Genomic DNA, 15,673 nt, shown 5'->3' on the forward strand with positions numbered 1-15,673 from the left:
TGTGGGTGTCGGAGGTGTCCACATCGGTGGTGGAGAGAGTGCCGATGACGGCACCGGCGGCATTCTCGTCCACCGAGCTGGCGGACAGGTCAATGGCGGTCGGCGCATCATTGGTGCCGGTCACCTCAATGGTGACGGTGCCCTGATCGGTGGAGCCATTGCCATCGTCGGCGGTGAAGCTGAAGGAGACGGTGCGGCTCTCGCCCACGGCCAGGTCATCAAAGTCGGAGCCGGGGTTGAAGCTGTAGGAGCCATCGGCATTGAGGCTGACGGAACCTTCCGACGGCTGGCCGTCGAGGGAATAGGTGATGGCATCGCCATCAAGGTCGGTTGCGGTGACCGTGCTGTCGAGGGTGACATTCTCTGACGTGGTCTCGGCGGCATCATCGGCGGTGACGGCCTCATTGAGGTCGTTGACGGTGATGGTGAAGTCCTCGGCGACCGAGGCACCATTGGGGTCGGTGGAGGTAACGGTCACGGTGACCGTCGGTTCACTCTCGTGATCAAGCGCCACGCCGTCCTTCAATTGCAGCACCATATTGCCGGAGCCATCCTCGACCACCTCGAAGCGATCATCGGAGACGGTGTAGCTGTGGGTGTCGGAGGCATCCACATCGGTGGTGGAGAGGGTCCCGATGACGGCACCGGCGGCATTCTCGTCAACGGCGCTGGCCGACAGGTCAATGGCGGTCGGCGCATCATTGGTGCCGGTCACCTCAATGGTGACGGTGCCCTGATCGGTGGAGCCATTGCCGTCGTCGGCGGTGAAGCTGAAGGAGATGGTGCGGCTCTCGCCCACGGCCAGGTCATCGAAGTCGGAGCCGGGGTTGAAGCTGTAGGAGCCATCGGCATTGAGGCTGACGGAACCTTCCGACGGCTGGCCGTCGAGGGAATAGGTGATGGCATCGCCATCAAGGTCGGTTGCGGTGACCGTGCTGTCGAGGGTGACATTCTCGGACGTGGTCTCGGCGGCATCATCGGCGGTGACGGCCTCATTGAGGTCGTTGACCGAGATGGTGAAGTCCTCGGCGACCGAGGCGCCATTGGGGTCGGTGGAGGTAACGGTCACGGTGACCGTAGCCTCTGCCTCATGATCGAGGGAGACGCCGTCCTTCAATTGCAGCACCATGTTGCCCGAGCCATCCTCGACGACCTCGAAGCGGCTGTCGGAGACGGTGTAGCTGTGGGTGTCGGAGGCATCCACATCGGTGGTGGAGAGGGTCCCGATGACGGCACCGGCGGCATTCTCGTCCACCGAGCTGGCGGACAGGTCAATGGCGGTCGGCGCATCATTGGTGCCGGTCACCTCGATAGTGACGGTGCCCTGATCGGTGGAGCCATTGCCGTCGTCGGCGGTGAAGCTGAAGGAGACGGTGCGGCTCTCGCCGACGGCGAGGTCATCGAAGTCGGAGCCGGGGTTGAAGCTGTAGGAGCCATCGGCATTGAGGCTGACGGAACCCCCGGACGGCTGGCCGTCGAGGGAATAGGTGATGGTGTCGCCATCAAGGTCGGTTGCGGTGACCGTGCTGTCGAGGGTGACATTCTCGGACGTGGTCTCGGAAGCATCATCGGCGGTGACGGCCTCGTTGAGGTCGTTGACCGAGATGGTGAAGTCCTCTGCGACCGAGGCGCCATTATTGTCGGTTGAGGTGACGGTCACGGTGACCGTAGCCTCAGCCTCATGATCAAGCGCCACGCCGTCCTTCAGTTGCAGCACCATATTGCCGGAGCCATCCTCGACCACCTCGAAGCGGCTGTCGGAGACGGTGTAGCTGTGGGTGTCGGAGGCATCCACATCGGTGGTGGAGAGGGTCCCGATGACGGCACCGGCGGCATTCTCGTCCACGGAGCTGGCCGAGAGGTCAATGGCGGTCGGGGCATCATTGGTGCCGGTCACCTCGATGGTGACGGTGCCCTGATCGGTTGAGCCATTGCCATCGTCGGCGGTGAAGCTGAAGGAGACGGTGCGGCTCTCGCCCACGGCGAGGTCATCAAAGTCTGAGCCGGGGTTGAAGCTGTAGGAGCCATCGGCATTGAGGCTGACGGAACCCTGAGACGGCTGACCGTCGAGGGAATAGGTGATGGCATCGCCATCAAGGTCGGTTGCGGTGACGGAGCTGTCGAGGACCGATCCTTCGGCAACGCTTTCCGTGCTGTCAATGGCCTCGACATCATGGTTGACGTCTTGCGTTGCATCTGCCGCAGGGGGCATGGAACCGCCAGATGCCGAGCCGCCGTCGATGGGCTTGCTGGCTGCTGTCGCAATGGTTATGGGCTCTTCTCCGCCAAGATCCGGCTGGGAAAAGGATGTTCCGGTCGGGGCATTGTTGATGGAGAGGCGTGGGCTTTCCGGCTCGACGAAGGCGATCTCTTCCGGGGCTGACAGGCCGGAAGATGCGGAAGGCGAAGACAAGGCACCATCGCTGGTGCTCGGGAAGCTGGAGCCATCGCCCGTCGCGGCGGGTCCCGAGCCGGTATCGGCGACACCGGACTGAACGTCCCCTGACTGGGTAAGAGGCAGAAGCACCTCGTCTTCGTTGGCCAATCCGTAATGCAGGTTCGGGTTCAGGATATCCTGACGCAGGGCGAGATGGTCGCCGGTGTCATAATCGCTGGCACGCTGGGCTTCCGCTTTCTGCATATTCTGCTGAACACGGTTTGCTTCGAACTTCGATTGGGTTGCTTCTGCTTTCAAGTCTGGTGCTTTGGTGTCAGCCATTGCCAGGATCCTTAACTTTACTTCGTCATCAACGAACGGACATTGGGCTCTGACGCTATAGTATGCGTGCTTAATCGGCCCTTTCCTGGAATGGTTAGCGAGGCGTAAAATGTTCAATTTCTTATTGGTTTGAATTTGAATTGTCCAAAAATTGCAAAGTTGGTTAAGAAAAGATCAAGAGAGTTGGCGTCATATGGGAGCTGTTTGGAAATTTCCGTTTACTCATTTGTCCTGCTGTCCGGATAAGAGCACGATGAATGATGCATGAGCCCATGAGATGATGAACCGTCGCAAGACCGAGAATAGACGAGGACTGCTCGCCACCTTCAAGGCTGGCCTTGCGCGGTTCCACGACGTTTTTCAGCCGCCAAATTCGATGCGGACGACTTGGTTCGCCGAGCAGGTGCGTGTGCCCAAACGCATCATGGCTGCGTCCTTCGTGATCAATATGCTGGGGCTTGGCATGCCGCTGGTGATTCTGCAGATCTATGACCGGATCATCCCGAACCAGTCCTATTCGACGCTGTTCTTTCTGATCATGGGGCTGGCCATCGTGCTGGTTATCGACACCATGCTCAAGATCGTACGCTCCCATATTTCCGGCTGGTCCTCGTCCTACATCGACTATATTTCCGGTGTCGAAGCGATCCGCCGTGTGTTGCTGGCAACGCCTGAAGCACTCGAAAAGAACCCCGCCAGCACTCATATCGACCGCATGAATGCCCTGTCGATAACGGCCCGCATGTTTGCTGGCCCGGCGCGCATGGGGCTTGTCGACCTGCCGTTCATTTTCATCTTTCTGGGGGTGATGGCCATCGTCAGTCCGACTATTGCCGGCCTGCTGGTCTGCGTCTTTGCCGTCTTCGCCTGGCGTCTGCTGGTCCGGGCAAGGAACATTCAGGATCTGCAGGACGAACGGCAGCAACTGGACCGGCGCAAATATGATTTTGTCATCGAGGCCCTTTCCGGCATCGAGGCGATCAAGACCATGGCCTGCGAGCCACAGATGATGCGGCGCTATGAACGTCTTCAGGAAGCGATCGCGGTTGCCTTCCACCGCTCGGTCAAGCTGGATGGTGCGACCCAGTCGCTCAGTGCATCCTTTGCCTCGATCACCATGATCACCATTGTATCGAGCGGCGCCCTGCTGGTGATCGAAGGGTCACAGTCCATCGGTTCGCTTGCCTGCTGTCTGCTGCTGGGCGGTCGCGCGGTGGAGGTTCTGGTGCGATCGATCCGCTCGTGGAGCGAGTTGAGCAACTTCGATCTGGTCAAGCAGAATGTTGACGAGTTGCTTTCGATCAACCCCGAACCGGACCGGCAAATCGTTTCGCTCGGCCTCGATACGGGCGAGATCACGCTGAAGGACGTTGTCATCCGGTCGCGGATGCGCGATGGGCAGGATGAATATCACATCTCGATGACCATTCCGCACGGCACCTTTATCGGCATCAAGGGCAACAGGGTCAGCGATGATCATCACCTGCTGCGGATCCTGCGGGCGGTGACTCTGCCTGATCAGGGACAGATCCGTATGGGCGGGGAAGATCTTGAGGCTTTGATAGATGCGGATCTGTCCGGCTCCATTGCCTATGTTTCCAACAGTCCGGCCATTTTCAGCGGCACGATTCTGGAAAATCTCACGCTGTTCAACCCGCGCGAGGGGCTGCATGATGCGCGCTATGCGGCTCAGCTGATCGGGTTGGAGAGCGATATCCAGCAACTGCCCCATGGCTATGACATGCCGCTTGGAATGGGCGGCAACGAGACTCTGCCGCCAAGCTTCCGGCAGCGCATCTGTATTGCCCGGGCGATTGCCCGCAAGCCGAAAATTCTGGTACTGGAAGAAGCCAACGCATTGCTCGACCAGCGCTCGGACGCGCTTCTGCGCAAGGGGCTTGAGGACCTGCGCGGTTCCATGACGATTGTGTTCCTGTCCAACCGACCGTCCTTTCTGGCGCTCGCCGACAGGCAGTTTTGCCTGAGGGACGGGGGGCTGCAGCCAATTGAGCCGCAAAAGCCGGACGCTGGTAAACCTGCCGCTTCAGACGGTCAGGACTTGAGGGCGCCTGCGCCCAGAACTGTTGCAGCCGGAGGATCGGTATGATCGACAAGACATCCGGACCCGACCTCCCGCCATCTGCCACTACCGGCGTTTCTGACACCAGCCGCAAGATCGCTTTTCGGCCGATCCGGCCGGCCGAGCGCAGCAACAAGGGCAAGAAACGCAGCAATCCGGTTCTGCTCCGGCAGCCATCCGGGCGGCCACTTGAAGGCGCATCCTTTGCCGAGGCTGCGCGGCAGCTGGACGAGGGGGACGTCGCGCTGTCCGATCTGGCGCAATATTCCAACGACCACCACCTTGCTGGCGACCCGCCCTTGCAGGCAGATGCATTGGATGAGGAAGACCCGTTTGCAGGCGATGCTGTCCTGCTGTCGCCTGAAGCGGAGCTTGAACCGGTTCCCTTCTCGGATCTTGAAGAGCGACTGGGGATCAGCGAGCGCTGGTCCGGTATCGACTATCACAGCTCGGCGGGGCGCTGCGTGCAGGTTCTGCTGGCGCTGATCGGCTGGGCTGGCGGTGGCCGCCATCTGGCGCAGGTTCTGCCGCATTTCAACACCGTGAACGACATGACCGGCCTCAGAGCCGTGTTGACGCGGCTCAACTATGTGGCCATCGCCGATGAAGCCAGACTGGAGCAGCTGTCGAACGAGAAGATGCCCTGCCTCTATGAGGATGAGGACGGTCTTGTCCGCATCGTGCTGGCCGTCGACTATGCGACCCGCCGTTTAAGCTGCTTCAATGGCCTGACCGGGCAGGAAGAAGAGATCGCCTGTCCCGGACGTCCGGTGCTGGTCTATTATATCAAGCCGATCGATGTTGCCAGCCAGAACCGGTTTGTTCAGTCCTTCGGCTGGGTGACCCATGCCGCTGCTTCCTTCCGCAAGCTGTTCCTGTCGCTGTTCGTGATCAACTTCGGCATCAACATTGCTGCCATGGCGGTTCCGATCTTCATCATGACGGTCTATGGCTACGCCATTCCTTCCAAGGCACCGGGCAGTCTGATGATGTTTGTCATCGGGGTCGGTCTGGTCATTGCCGCCGACCACGCGCTGAGGGCGTTGCGGACCCGCATTCTGGCCTATGTCGGCGCCCGGTTTGACACAGCGCTTTCCGTTGAGGTCTTTCAGCGTCTGCTCTATCTGCCCTACACCATGGTGCAGAATGCCTCGATGGGGGCACAGCTGGCGCGCCTGAGGCAGTTTGAAAAGCTGCGCGAGATCTTTCTGGGCTCCTTTGGCACGGCGGTGCTCGATCTGCCCTTCGTGCTGGTGTTCATCACGGCCATCACCCTTATCGGCGGCTGGATCGCTGCGATCCCGTCGATGCTGGTCGTCTGCTACATTGTTCTGGCGCTGGTGACGGTCCCGATTGCCAAGCGCCAGACCATGCAGTCAGGCGATGCCAAATCAAGGAAACAGAACATCATGATGGAGCTGTTTCTGATGCATCGGGAAATCAAGAGTGTCGGCGGCGAGGCCATCTGGCAGAAGCGCTATGAGGAAGCATCGGCCAATTTTGCCGCGCTCGATTTCCGGGCACAGCATTTTTCCCGTCAGGTGCAGACGATCAGTCAGGCCCTGTCCATGGCCGCAGGCATCGCCACGCTGGGCGCTGGCACCATCATGGTCATGGAGGGCAACCTTGGTGTTGGCGGCCTGATCGCCATCATGGCCCTGATCTGGCGTGTTCTGGCGCCGCTGCAGAATGCTTTTCTCAGCCTGTCCCGTATCGGCAAGCTGATCGAAGCCGTCCGCATGGTGAACAACCTGATGCGCACCCAGACCGAGCGCATGCCCGGCGTCGTGCCCAGCATCTCGCGCAAGTTCAAGGGGCATATCTCGACCAAGAATCTGTCTTTCCGCTATCCGCAGGCTGCTGATGCTGCCATCAAGAGCGCCAATGTGGTCATCAACCCCGGCGAGATCGTCGCCATTACCGGCCCGAGTGGCGGTGGCAAATCGACCTTCTTGAAGCTACTGGCTGGTATCTACCGACCGGTCGCGGGCGCTGTGGGCTTTGATCATCTCGACATCCGGCAGATGGATCTGGGAGAGTTGCGCTTCGAAATCAGCTATCAGCCTGACAACGCGACTTTCTTCTACGGCACCGTGGCGCAGAATTTCCATCTCAACGATCCAGAAACGAACTGCAGCAAAATGCTTGATCTGATGGCGCAGTTCAACATCGAGGCCGATGATCCGAATCTGCCCGAAGGGCTGGACACCCGCCTCAAGGCCGAGACCATCCATCAGATGCCCGACGCCCTCAAGCAGAAACTGCTGCTCTGTCGCAGCTTCAGCAAGGCGGCAACCTACTATTTCCTTGATGAACCGGCCAACTATCTGGATTTTGAAACCGACCGCAAGTTCATGGATCATCTGGAAACGATGCGTGGTACGTCGACCATTCTGTTCACCACCCAGCGTCCGAGCCACATGAAGATGGCCGATCGCATTCTTTTGCTGCATGAGGGGCAGGTCATTCTGAACGGTCCGCCAGAAAAGGTCCTTCCGCAGTTGGATGCCTTCAACAAATCGGTTGCCTGATCTCAGCTCCCATTTCCGACAACCCCGGGCGGGAAACGGAAAAATCGAGATTTTTAGGCAAGGATGTATTAACCCTCCTCGCGCTATTCTGAGGCCGGGTGTGGCTAGGGTTGCATCATGCAATCACGTGCGGGTCATGCTTCAGTGCGAAAAGGGTTTGGCCTTTTTGTTCTTGAGTGTGAAGAGTAGAACGGGAAGGGTTTTGTGCGGTTGCTGGCAACGGCGCAAAAGGCATTTCCAGGATTGAATCTGTGAAATTGTTCGTGTCCAAAAACACTGGTCTTGATTCCAAGACGCTGACACTGCCGCTGGCGCTGGAGGCAGAACAGCCGCCGCAGCTGTTCGCCTATGTGGTGACCGGGTGTCTGGGGTTTTTGGCTGTCTTCATCATCTGGGCCTTTGTCACCTCGGTGCTTGAGGTGACCCATGCCGGTGGCCAGATCCAGCCGCTCGGCTCGGTGCAGACTGTCCAGCATCTGGAAGGCGGCTACATCGACAAGATCCTTGTTGCCGAGGGCGACCGGGTAACAGTCGGTCAGCCGCTTGTCAGGCTGCGCCCGACAGCAACGGAAAGCGAGCGCGACCAGCTGGCAATCCGTGCGGCCTCTCTCAGAATGTCCATCGCGACCATTGATGCCCTGACCCGGCAACAGGAGCTGTTGCTGTTTGATAGCGGCGATCAGCGCTATGCCAACATTGCCCGATCCCAGCAGGATGTCTTTGCTTCCGAGAAGGAACGCATCAACCGCGAACTGGCCAAATATGCTTCCCAGCTTGCCCGCCGCGAAGCCGAGTATAGGGCCGCCGTTTCCGAGCACAAGAGCGCCGTCAAGCGGGTGGAAATTGCCCAAGAGCAATATGGCATGCTCGACGGCCTGCTCAAGCAGCACTATGCCTCGCGCCGCTCGGTGCTGGAAGCGGAAGCGACACTGGAGGAATCCCGCTCGCGCCTTTACTCGCTGGATGGCAAGATCTCGACCACCCGGGAACAGGCCAAGGAAGCGCAGATCCAGCTTGATGAGGCCCGCGCCAAGATCTTCAGCGATCTTGCCAAGGAAAAATCAAAGAATGCCAGTGAGCTGGCCGAGGTCACCCGCTTGCTGACCAAGCAGCAGGATCGCGTGGCTAGCCTTGATCTGGTGTCGCCGACCAATGGCATCGTGCAGGAGCTGCCAATCAATACGGTTGGCGCCGTGGTGCGCTCTGGCGAAATCGTGGCCCGCATCGTGCCCGATGATCGTAAGATCGTCGCCGACGTCCGCGTCAAGCCCAAGGATATTGGCCACATTCATCTGGACGCTGACGCCAAGGTGACGGTTTCCACCTTCGACCCCTATGTCTTCGGCTCGCTTGAGGGCAAGGTCAAGACGATCTCTGCCACCTCGTTTGAAGATCAGGACGGCCAGCCCTATTTCAAGGTGCAGATTGCGCTCGACAAGAACGAGTTCAACCGCAAGGATATGTCCTACCCTGTGCTGCCGGGCATGGTCGTGACCGCAGACATCGTGACGGGCTCCAAGTCGCTGGCCCGCTATCTGCTCAAGCCAGTCTATCGCTCGATGGACGTTGCCTTCTCCGAACGCTAGCCATCAAGGCCTTCTCGAGCGGATTAAACGGCCGTCTTTTCGTTCCTTTCCGCTTTATTAACCATAAATACCTAAGACTGGAGGGGTGTAATACGCTCAAGGCGCGGTCGGTCGCGCCTCGCAGTGGAATGGGCAGGAATGAGCAAGCAGAAGACAATGTTTGAGGCAAAAGACGCCATGGGCAGCAAAAGAGCTGCTGCAATAAAAGCAGGCACCAGAAAGCATCTGGTCGCAGCCCTGCTTGTTGCCGTCTCGGTCTTTTCCATAACGCCTGCCTGCGCCGACAATCTGGCGCAGATGCTCTATGATGTCTATGACAACAACCCTGAAATTCAGGCCGAGGAGGCCGGACTTGACGTCAAGAAGGCGATGACAAAGAAGGCTACGTCCGCATTCATGCCGCAAGTCAACGCCTATGCCTCCCATTCGATGGTAGAGGAAAACCTCAAGGCCGGTGGCACCGACCGGACGCGCACCAGCCAGTATGGCATCGAGGCGAGCCAGCGTCTGTTCAATGGCTTCCGCAACCGCAACAATCTCATCAAGGCCAAATACGAAGAGAAGTCCGGTTACTATCAGGTGCGCAGCCGCGAGCGCGAAATCCTTCTTGAAGCGGTCAAGGCCTATATGGATGTCTACGCCGCTCGCAAGATGATCACCCTGCGGCGTGAGCATGTTGCCAATCTGGAAAAACAGAAGCGCGCGACGCAAGCACGGATCAGAGCTGGCGAGCTGACGCGAACCGATCTGTCCAAGACCGAAGCGCTGCTCTATCGGGCCTATGCCTCGCTGGAAGGCGCGCAGGCGGACCTCGGTGGCGCCGCAGGTCGCTATGAAGCGCTGGTCGGCTACAGGCCGGGTGACCTCATCTATCCGCAGATGCCTGTCCGCTATCTGCCTGCCACGCCCGATGAAGCGGCGAAAAAGGCTTTGCAGATGCATCCCGATCTCAGGGCTTCAAGAGCCAGCGACAGGGCTGCAGACTATGCAGTCAAGTCCGCTCAGGGAGCCTTTTTGCCAACGCTGGACCTGAGCGGCAACGTCTCGGAGAATTTTGCCTCAAGCGTCGCCGAGACCAACAAGTCTGACCGTAGCCTGTCCCTGCGGCTGAGCCTGCCGCTGTTTGATGGTGGTGCCCGCTCGGCAGAGGTTGAACGGGCGCGTGCGGCCAGAAGCCAGCAGGTCCATCAGACCAACGCCCTGACCGCAAAGATCAAGGCCAGCGCCCGGGAGCAGTTCCTGCGCTACAAGGCTGCTGAAGCCGCCACGCGGCAGGCCAAGGCCGAAGTCAACGCGGCAAGCAATCTTTTGCGCGGCATCAAGATCGAGGAAAAGGCCGGGCAGCGCTCTTACCTCGACATTCTCGACGCCGAAGTATCGCTTCTGGATGCCCGTGAGCTGGAAATCTATTCCCGGGCCGATTCCGTGATTGCCATCTACAGCTATCTGGCTGCAACCGGGCAATTGACCGTATCGGGCATGCGCAACGAATATGCCAGAAACGATCCCCAGACCGCCGCAGTCGTCGAGCGAGCCCGTCAGATGGCGTCGGCAGACAAGCCCCGGTCTGGAAGGGCTGTTGGTCGCGGGACTTCCGGTGACCCCTGGAGTGGCATGCGCTGATCCGGGTATTCGCCCCGGCTATCCCATCTGCTTGTGAGTCGGCAGATTCGCACTGCCATCGTCTCTGGCAACGCTCCATTGAGGGCCTGCGACGGGTCTGTCTGTGCGGAACGAGTCCATAACAGCGGGTAAATAAACTCTCTATTTACGATAGCTGAAGCTTTTGGATACGCGGGCCTGTGGCGTAACACTTTTGACCTGTGTCATTAACATCTTTGCCCTAGGGTAGCTCCATTACGTCAAAAGCCATTCGTTCTTGGGGAAGGGCGAACAACGCAAGGGGACCGCGGGGCTCAAAATGGCACTCATCTTGATCGTTGATGATCAGAATACCAACAGACAGATCTATGCCCAGATTGCGCGGCGCATCGAGGCTGAAGTAGAGGTCGTGACCTGTTCTGGTCCGATTGATGCGCTTGCCTGGTTGAGGGGAAACACGCCCGATCTGATTCTCACGGATTTCAGCATGCCCGGCATGCGGGGCGACGACTTCATTGGCCAGATCCGCTCCGACAGGCGCCTGGCGGACATTCCGATCATCGTCGTTACCGTTTTCGAAGACCGGCGCCTTCGTCTGCGCGCACTGGATGCGGGCGCGACGGACCTTCTCATCAGTCCGGTTGACCACCGCGAATTCATCGCCCGCGCCCGCAACCTCCTCAAGATGCATCGCCAGAGCAAGGTCCTGTCCAATCGGGCCAATTCCCTGCTCGAGTCCCTGAAAAAGAGCGAGAGCATTCTGGCCTGGACGCAGCGCGAGAGCGCTTCCCGCCTTGTCAACGTGATCAATACCCTTCCCGTCATGGTCAGCGCCACGGATCTTGATGGTTGCTACCTCTTCATGAATGTCAATCAGGCCAACTATCTTGGCCTCCGGGTGGAACAGGTTGTTGGTCGGCACAGGGCCGAGATCTTCGGCTCGCAGATTGCCGAGCGCTATGATTCCATCGACCAGCTCGTCATCACGTCAAAGCACGGCATTCGCTCGTTTGAAGAAGAGATCATCGGTGCCGACAGCAACAAGCGCATTTTCCTGACCACCAAGTCACCGCTCATTGAAGGCGACAAGGTGATCGGTGTGGTCACCTCTTCTCAGGACATTACCGACCGCAAGGCAGCCGAAACCCATCTGCATCATCTGGCCCATCATGACACGCTGACCGGTCTTGCCAACCGGGCGCTGCTGAAGGACAGGGTCGAGCGCGAGATCGGCCGCTGCCGTCGTGGCGATGGCCGGTTTGCCCTGCATCTCATCGACCTTGATGGCTTCAAGCAGGTCAACGACATCCATGGCCATGCCACAGGTGACGAACTGCTCACCCGCGTGGCGGACGGCTTGCGCATGATCGCCGGGCCGGACGATCTCGTGGCCCGTCTTGGCGGCGATGAATTCGCCATTCTGCAAGGCAACATCACATCTGATTCCCAGGTCGAGGACCTGTGCCGAGCCGCCATGGAGGCGATGCCAGGTGCGATTGCCGGCGTCAAGCTGTCAACGCCCGTGACCGCATCTGTGGGCATTTCGATCCACCCGGAAGACGGCAACAGCTATGAGCATCTGATGCGCAACGCCGACCTGGCGATGTATCGCACCAAGGCCGCCAACGGCAATGGCTTCAGCTTCTTCGTTGCCAACATGGACGCCCGCGCCCGCGAGGAACGACGGCTCGACAACACGCTGCGCGAGGCTCTGGAAAGCAACCGCTTCGAGCTGCTCTATCAGCGCCAGATCGACATTCGCAGTGGCCACATCACCGGCTGCGAAGCCTTGCTGCGCATGCGCGACATGGATGGCAATCTGGTTGCCCCAAGCGAGTTTCTGGCCCGCGCCGAACGCAACGGCCTCATCATGCCGATCAACGAATGGGTGATCCGCGAAGCCTGCAAGCAGGGCGCAAGGTGGCTCGATATGGGGCTGCCGGAATTCACCATCGGGGTCAATCTGTCGCCTGTCCAGTTCCAGCGCCAGTCGGTGCCTCTGCTGGTCGCCCGCATCCTGTCCGAAACGGGACTGCCGCCGCATCTGCTCGATCTGGAACTGACCGAAAGCATCGTTCTGCATGATCGCGAGCAGGTTGCCCTGCAGTTGCAGCAGCTCAGGGATCTCGGCGTCAAGATCTCCATCGATGATTTCGGAACCGGCTGCTCTTCGCTTTCCTACGTCAAGCATTTCCCGGTCGACCGGCTCAAGATCGATCAGTCTTTCGTGCGCGATCTGCTCAACAATCCATCGGACGCCGCCATCGTGCGGGCCACCATCACTCTTGGCCATTCCCTCGGCTTCGAGGTGATCGCCGAAGGGGTCGAATCCGAGGAGGTGGTCCGCCATCTCGAACTGGAGCATTGCGACAAGGCCCAGGGGTATTATTTTGGCAAACCGCAAACCGCCGAGGCGTTGCAGCTGGCGGTCCAGTCGCAAGTAACGCGCAAAACGGCCTGATGCGGGCCTGATTTCAAGATTGGACCTCCATGAAACTACGGCATGATCCCATAAGGCTCCTTGTTCAAAGCGTCATGCAGCTGCGTCACGTCCTTTCGCAGCGGCCTGAGTCCGAACAAGCTGCCCAGATCCTGCGGTATGGCCTCATTCTGGGCATCTGGTGCTTCATCGGCTTTGACATTCTTTTCTTTCACAAACTGTCCGCAGACACCTATGGAAAAGTGATGGGAGCAACCGGGCTCTATTGCCTTGGTCTGGCGCTGCAGTCGCAGCATCTGGCCTTTGCCCCAGAGATGCGGTGGGGACGCCTGACCGTCGGCCTTGTCTCAGACTTCTTGCTGCTGACCTATTTTGCCTTTGGTCTTGGCGAAACCGGCTCTGCTCTCTATCCCCTCTATCTCTGGCTCATGCTTGTCGCCGGGTTCCGCTATGGGACGCCCTATCTTCTGGCGTCGGCGATTGTGACGGTCATCGCCCTGTCCGGTCACTATCACTATTTCGGCCTGTGGGAGACCAGCTATGTGGTCAGCTTCATTCAGGTTGCCTTCGTCTTCATTCTGGCATTGGTTATGTCGACCTTCCTCGGGACCATCCGGGAGGCGATCGCGACCGCCGAGAATGCCAGCATGGCCAAGTCTGCCTTTCTGGCAGGCGTCAGCCACGAGGTACGCACGCCACTGCAGGCCATCAAGGGATTGAGCGATCTGCTGGGTGACACAAGGCTGGACGCGGAACAGCGGCGCATGGTCGGGACGATTTCGGAATCGGGCCAGTCGCTCCTCAACCTCATCAATTATCTTCTGGACTATGCCCGAACGGAAAACGGCAAGATGCCGGTTCGTGAGGAAGACTTCGACCTGTTTGCCCTTTCCGGCAGGCTGAATCGTCTGTTTTCAGCCGAGGCGAACCGGAAATCACTGGCGTTCAACTTTCATGTCGACCCCGCCTTGAGGCGCCTCTATCACGGCAATCTGCGCTTTCTGGAAGATATCCTGCACAACCTGTTGGGCAATGCGATCAAGTTTACGTCGCAAGGCCGGATCACGCTGCGCATGCGGTTGCTGGAGGAAGGTCTGCGCGAGCACCGCATCTGTTTCGAAGTCATCGACACGGGCATAGGCATCGAGAGCGACGCACAGAGCCGTATCTTTGATCGCTTCACCCAGTCCAGCGACGAGGTTCTGGACACATTCGGAGGTTCCGGTCTGGGGCTGGCGCTCTGTCGCCAATATGCCGAATTGATGGGCGGTCGCATTCATGTCAGCTCGACGTTGGGGCAGGGCAGCACCTTTGCCTTTGAGGTCTCCTTCGGGCTTGTGCTGAAGAACAGCCGTGCTCTGCTTGCCAGTCTGGAAGCCGAGAACGCAAGCGGGCACCCTATCGCGCTGGTCTCCGACGATCCTGCCGTGGAAGACCTCCTGCCGCATGGAACGATCCGCTCCACACGCTATGACAATCTGGGTCTTGCCCTTAGCAAGCTTGCCGCCTTGCCAGATGCCGACAGGTCGCCATTGATCCTGATCGACCGAGCGGGTAGCGGCTATGATATCGCGCTGACTCAGAAGCAGGTGACGGCTTTCGGGGGCTGCACGCCGCCTCAGATTCTTTGGATTTGCCGCGATGATGAAAAGCCGGCCAATCTGGCGCGGGTTCATCCGCAGCACGGACTGGCCTTCGTCAGCCGTCGGGATCTGCAATATCGCGTCTGCAAGCTGTTGCGTCTCGCCGAACAGCTGCGAGGCCAAACCGGTCGGCTCCCGGCGCATCAGATCGCTCAGGCCGATGGCGAGGCTCCCGGCCTGCACATCCTTGTTGCCGATGACAACCGGACCAATCTGATGGTGCTGGAAAAGATGCTCGACAGCCTTGGTCACAAGGCGCATCTGGCGGTCAATGGCGAAGAGGCAATTGCCGCCATCAGGTCAGAGGCCTTCGATCTTGCGTTTCTTGATATCCGCATGCCCGAGCTGGATGGGCTGGAGACGGCGCGTCGTCTGGTGGCCATGAACAAGGAGGCGTTACCACAAGGCTGCCCGCAGCTCTATGCGTTGACGGCAGATCCAACCATGGAAATGGAAGAAAGATGTCGACAGGCCGGAATGTCTGCCTGTCTGCTCAAACCGATTGAACGCAATCGGATGAAGGAATTGCTCACGCATTTTGTCGAGCAAAAGCAGCTATCTGCTTATTCAAAAATGGATACTGATATTTCTGACAATTGGGGGTTAGAAGAAATGTTTTCATCTCAGGTTATTGAAGATTTGAGAGATCTTGGGGGCGATCAGTTCGTGGTCGATCTTGCGCATCAGTTCAGCGAGGATGGTATCCTCGCCCTGCAGCGCCTGAAACGGGCCGTGAATGATCGCGACGACGAAGACTTCCGCAACGGCGCCCACGCTCTGCGTTCGGCTGCGGCCAATATAGGGGCCCGGTCGGTGTTCGACCTGTGCCTTTCATGGCGCGACATGACGGCTGCAGAACTGGATCAGGAAGGGGCTGGCCACATGATGCAACTGACGGCCAACCTGTCCGAAGCCATCTGTGATCTGGAGCATATCCTGACGATAACCCTGCCCAAGCCGGAACCGGTTCAGCAGGGGCGGCTTCAAGGGGAAAAAATCGTCAATCACTGACAATGGGCGGCGGATAATCCTTCTTGCTTGACCTCTTTGGGTGGGTCCACTATTGCCAGAA

General features: G+C 58.9%; 7 protein-coding genes. 6 read left to right on the forward strand and 1 reads right to left on the reverse strand.

The window, feature by feature from the left end; translation table 11 throughout:
- A partial coding sequence (locus tag DSL70_RS15305) for an Ig-like domain-containing protein (RefSeq protein ID WP_119308841.1) occupies positions 1-2,719 on the reverse strand: 2,719 nt, incomplete at its 3' end.
- A 277-nt stretch (positions 2,720-2,996) separates the two neighbouring features.
- On the opposite strand from DSL70_RS15305, the gene DSL70_RS15310 reads away from it, so the two are divergent.
- The 6 genes from DSL70_RS15310 (at position 2,997) to DSL70_RS15335 (ending at position 15,612) form a co-directional block, all read left to right on the forward strand.
- A complete protein-coding gene (locus tag DSL70_RS15310; protein ID WP_119308842.1) occupies positions 2,997-4,826 on the forward strand; it encodes an ABC transporter transmembrane domain-containing protein in 1,830 nt (609 codons plus the stop codon).
- Positions 4,823-7,330, forward strand: coding sequence for a peptidase domain-containing ABC transporter (locus tag DSL70_RS15315; RefSeq protein ID WP_119308843.1), 2,508 nt, complete (start codon positions 4,823-4,825; stop codon positions 7,328-7,330). Before DSL70_RS15310 ends, DSL70_RS15315 begins: the two co-directional genes overlap by 4 nt.
- Before the next feature lie 263 nt (positions 7,331-7,593).
- Positions 7,594-8,916: an HlyD family type I secretion periplasmic adaptor subunit gene (locus tag DSL70_RS15320; RefSeq protein ID WP_162916754.1), complete on the forward strand. Its 1,323-nt coding sequence runs from the start codon at positions 7,594-7,596 to the stop codon at positions 8,914-8,916.
- Positions 8,917-9,072: 156 nt separating this feature from the next.
- On the forward strand, positions 9,073-10,539 hold the full coding sequence (locus DSL70_RS15325) for a TolC family outer membrane protein (RefSeq protein WP_162916756.1): 1,467 nt from the start codon (positions 9,073-9,075) through the stop codon (positions 10,537-10,539).
- Between the two features lie 298 nt (positions 10,540-10,837).
- Positions 10,838-12,979: a GGDEF/EAL domain-containing response regulator gene (locus tag DSL70_RS15330; RefSeq protein WP_119309167.1), complete on the forward strand. Its 2,142-nt coding sequence runs from the start codon at positions 10,838-10,840 to the stop codon at positions 12,977-12,979.
- Between the two features lie 29 nt (positions 12,980-13,008).
- A complete protein-coding gene (locus DSL70_RS15335; protein WP_119308846.1) occupies positions 13,009-15,612 on the forward strand; it encodes an ATP-binding protein in 2,604 nt (867 codons plus the stop codon).
- The last annotated feature ends 61 nt before the right edge of the window (positions 15,613-15,673 follow it).

The sequence above is a fragment of the Cohaesibacter haloalkalitolerans genome (assembly GCF_003574655.1).
Lineage (GTDB): Bacteria > Pseudomonadota > Alphaproteobacteria > Rhizobiales > Cohaesibacteraceae > Cohaesibacter > Cohaesibacter haloalkalitolerans.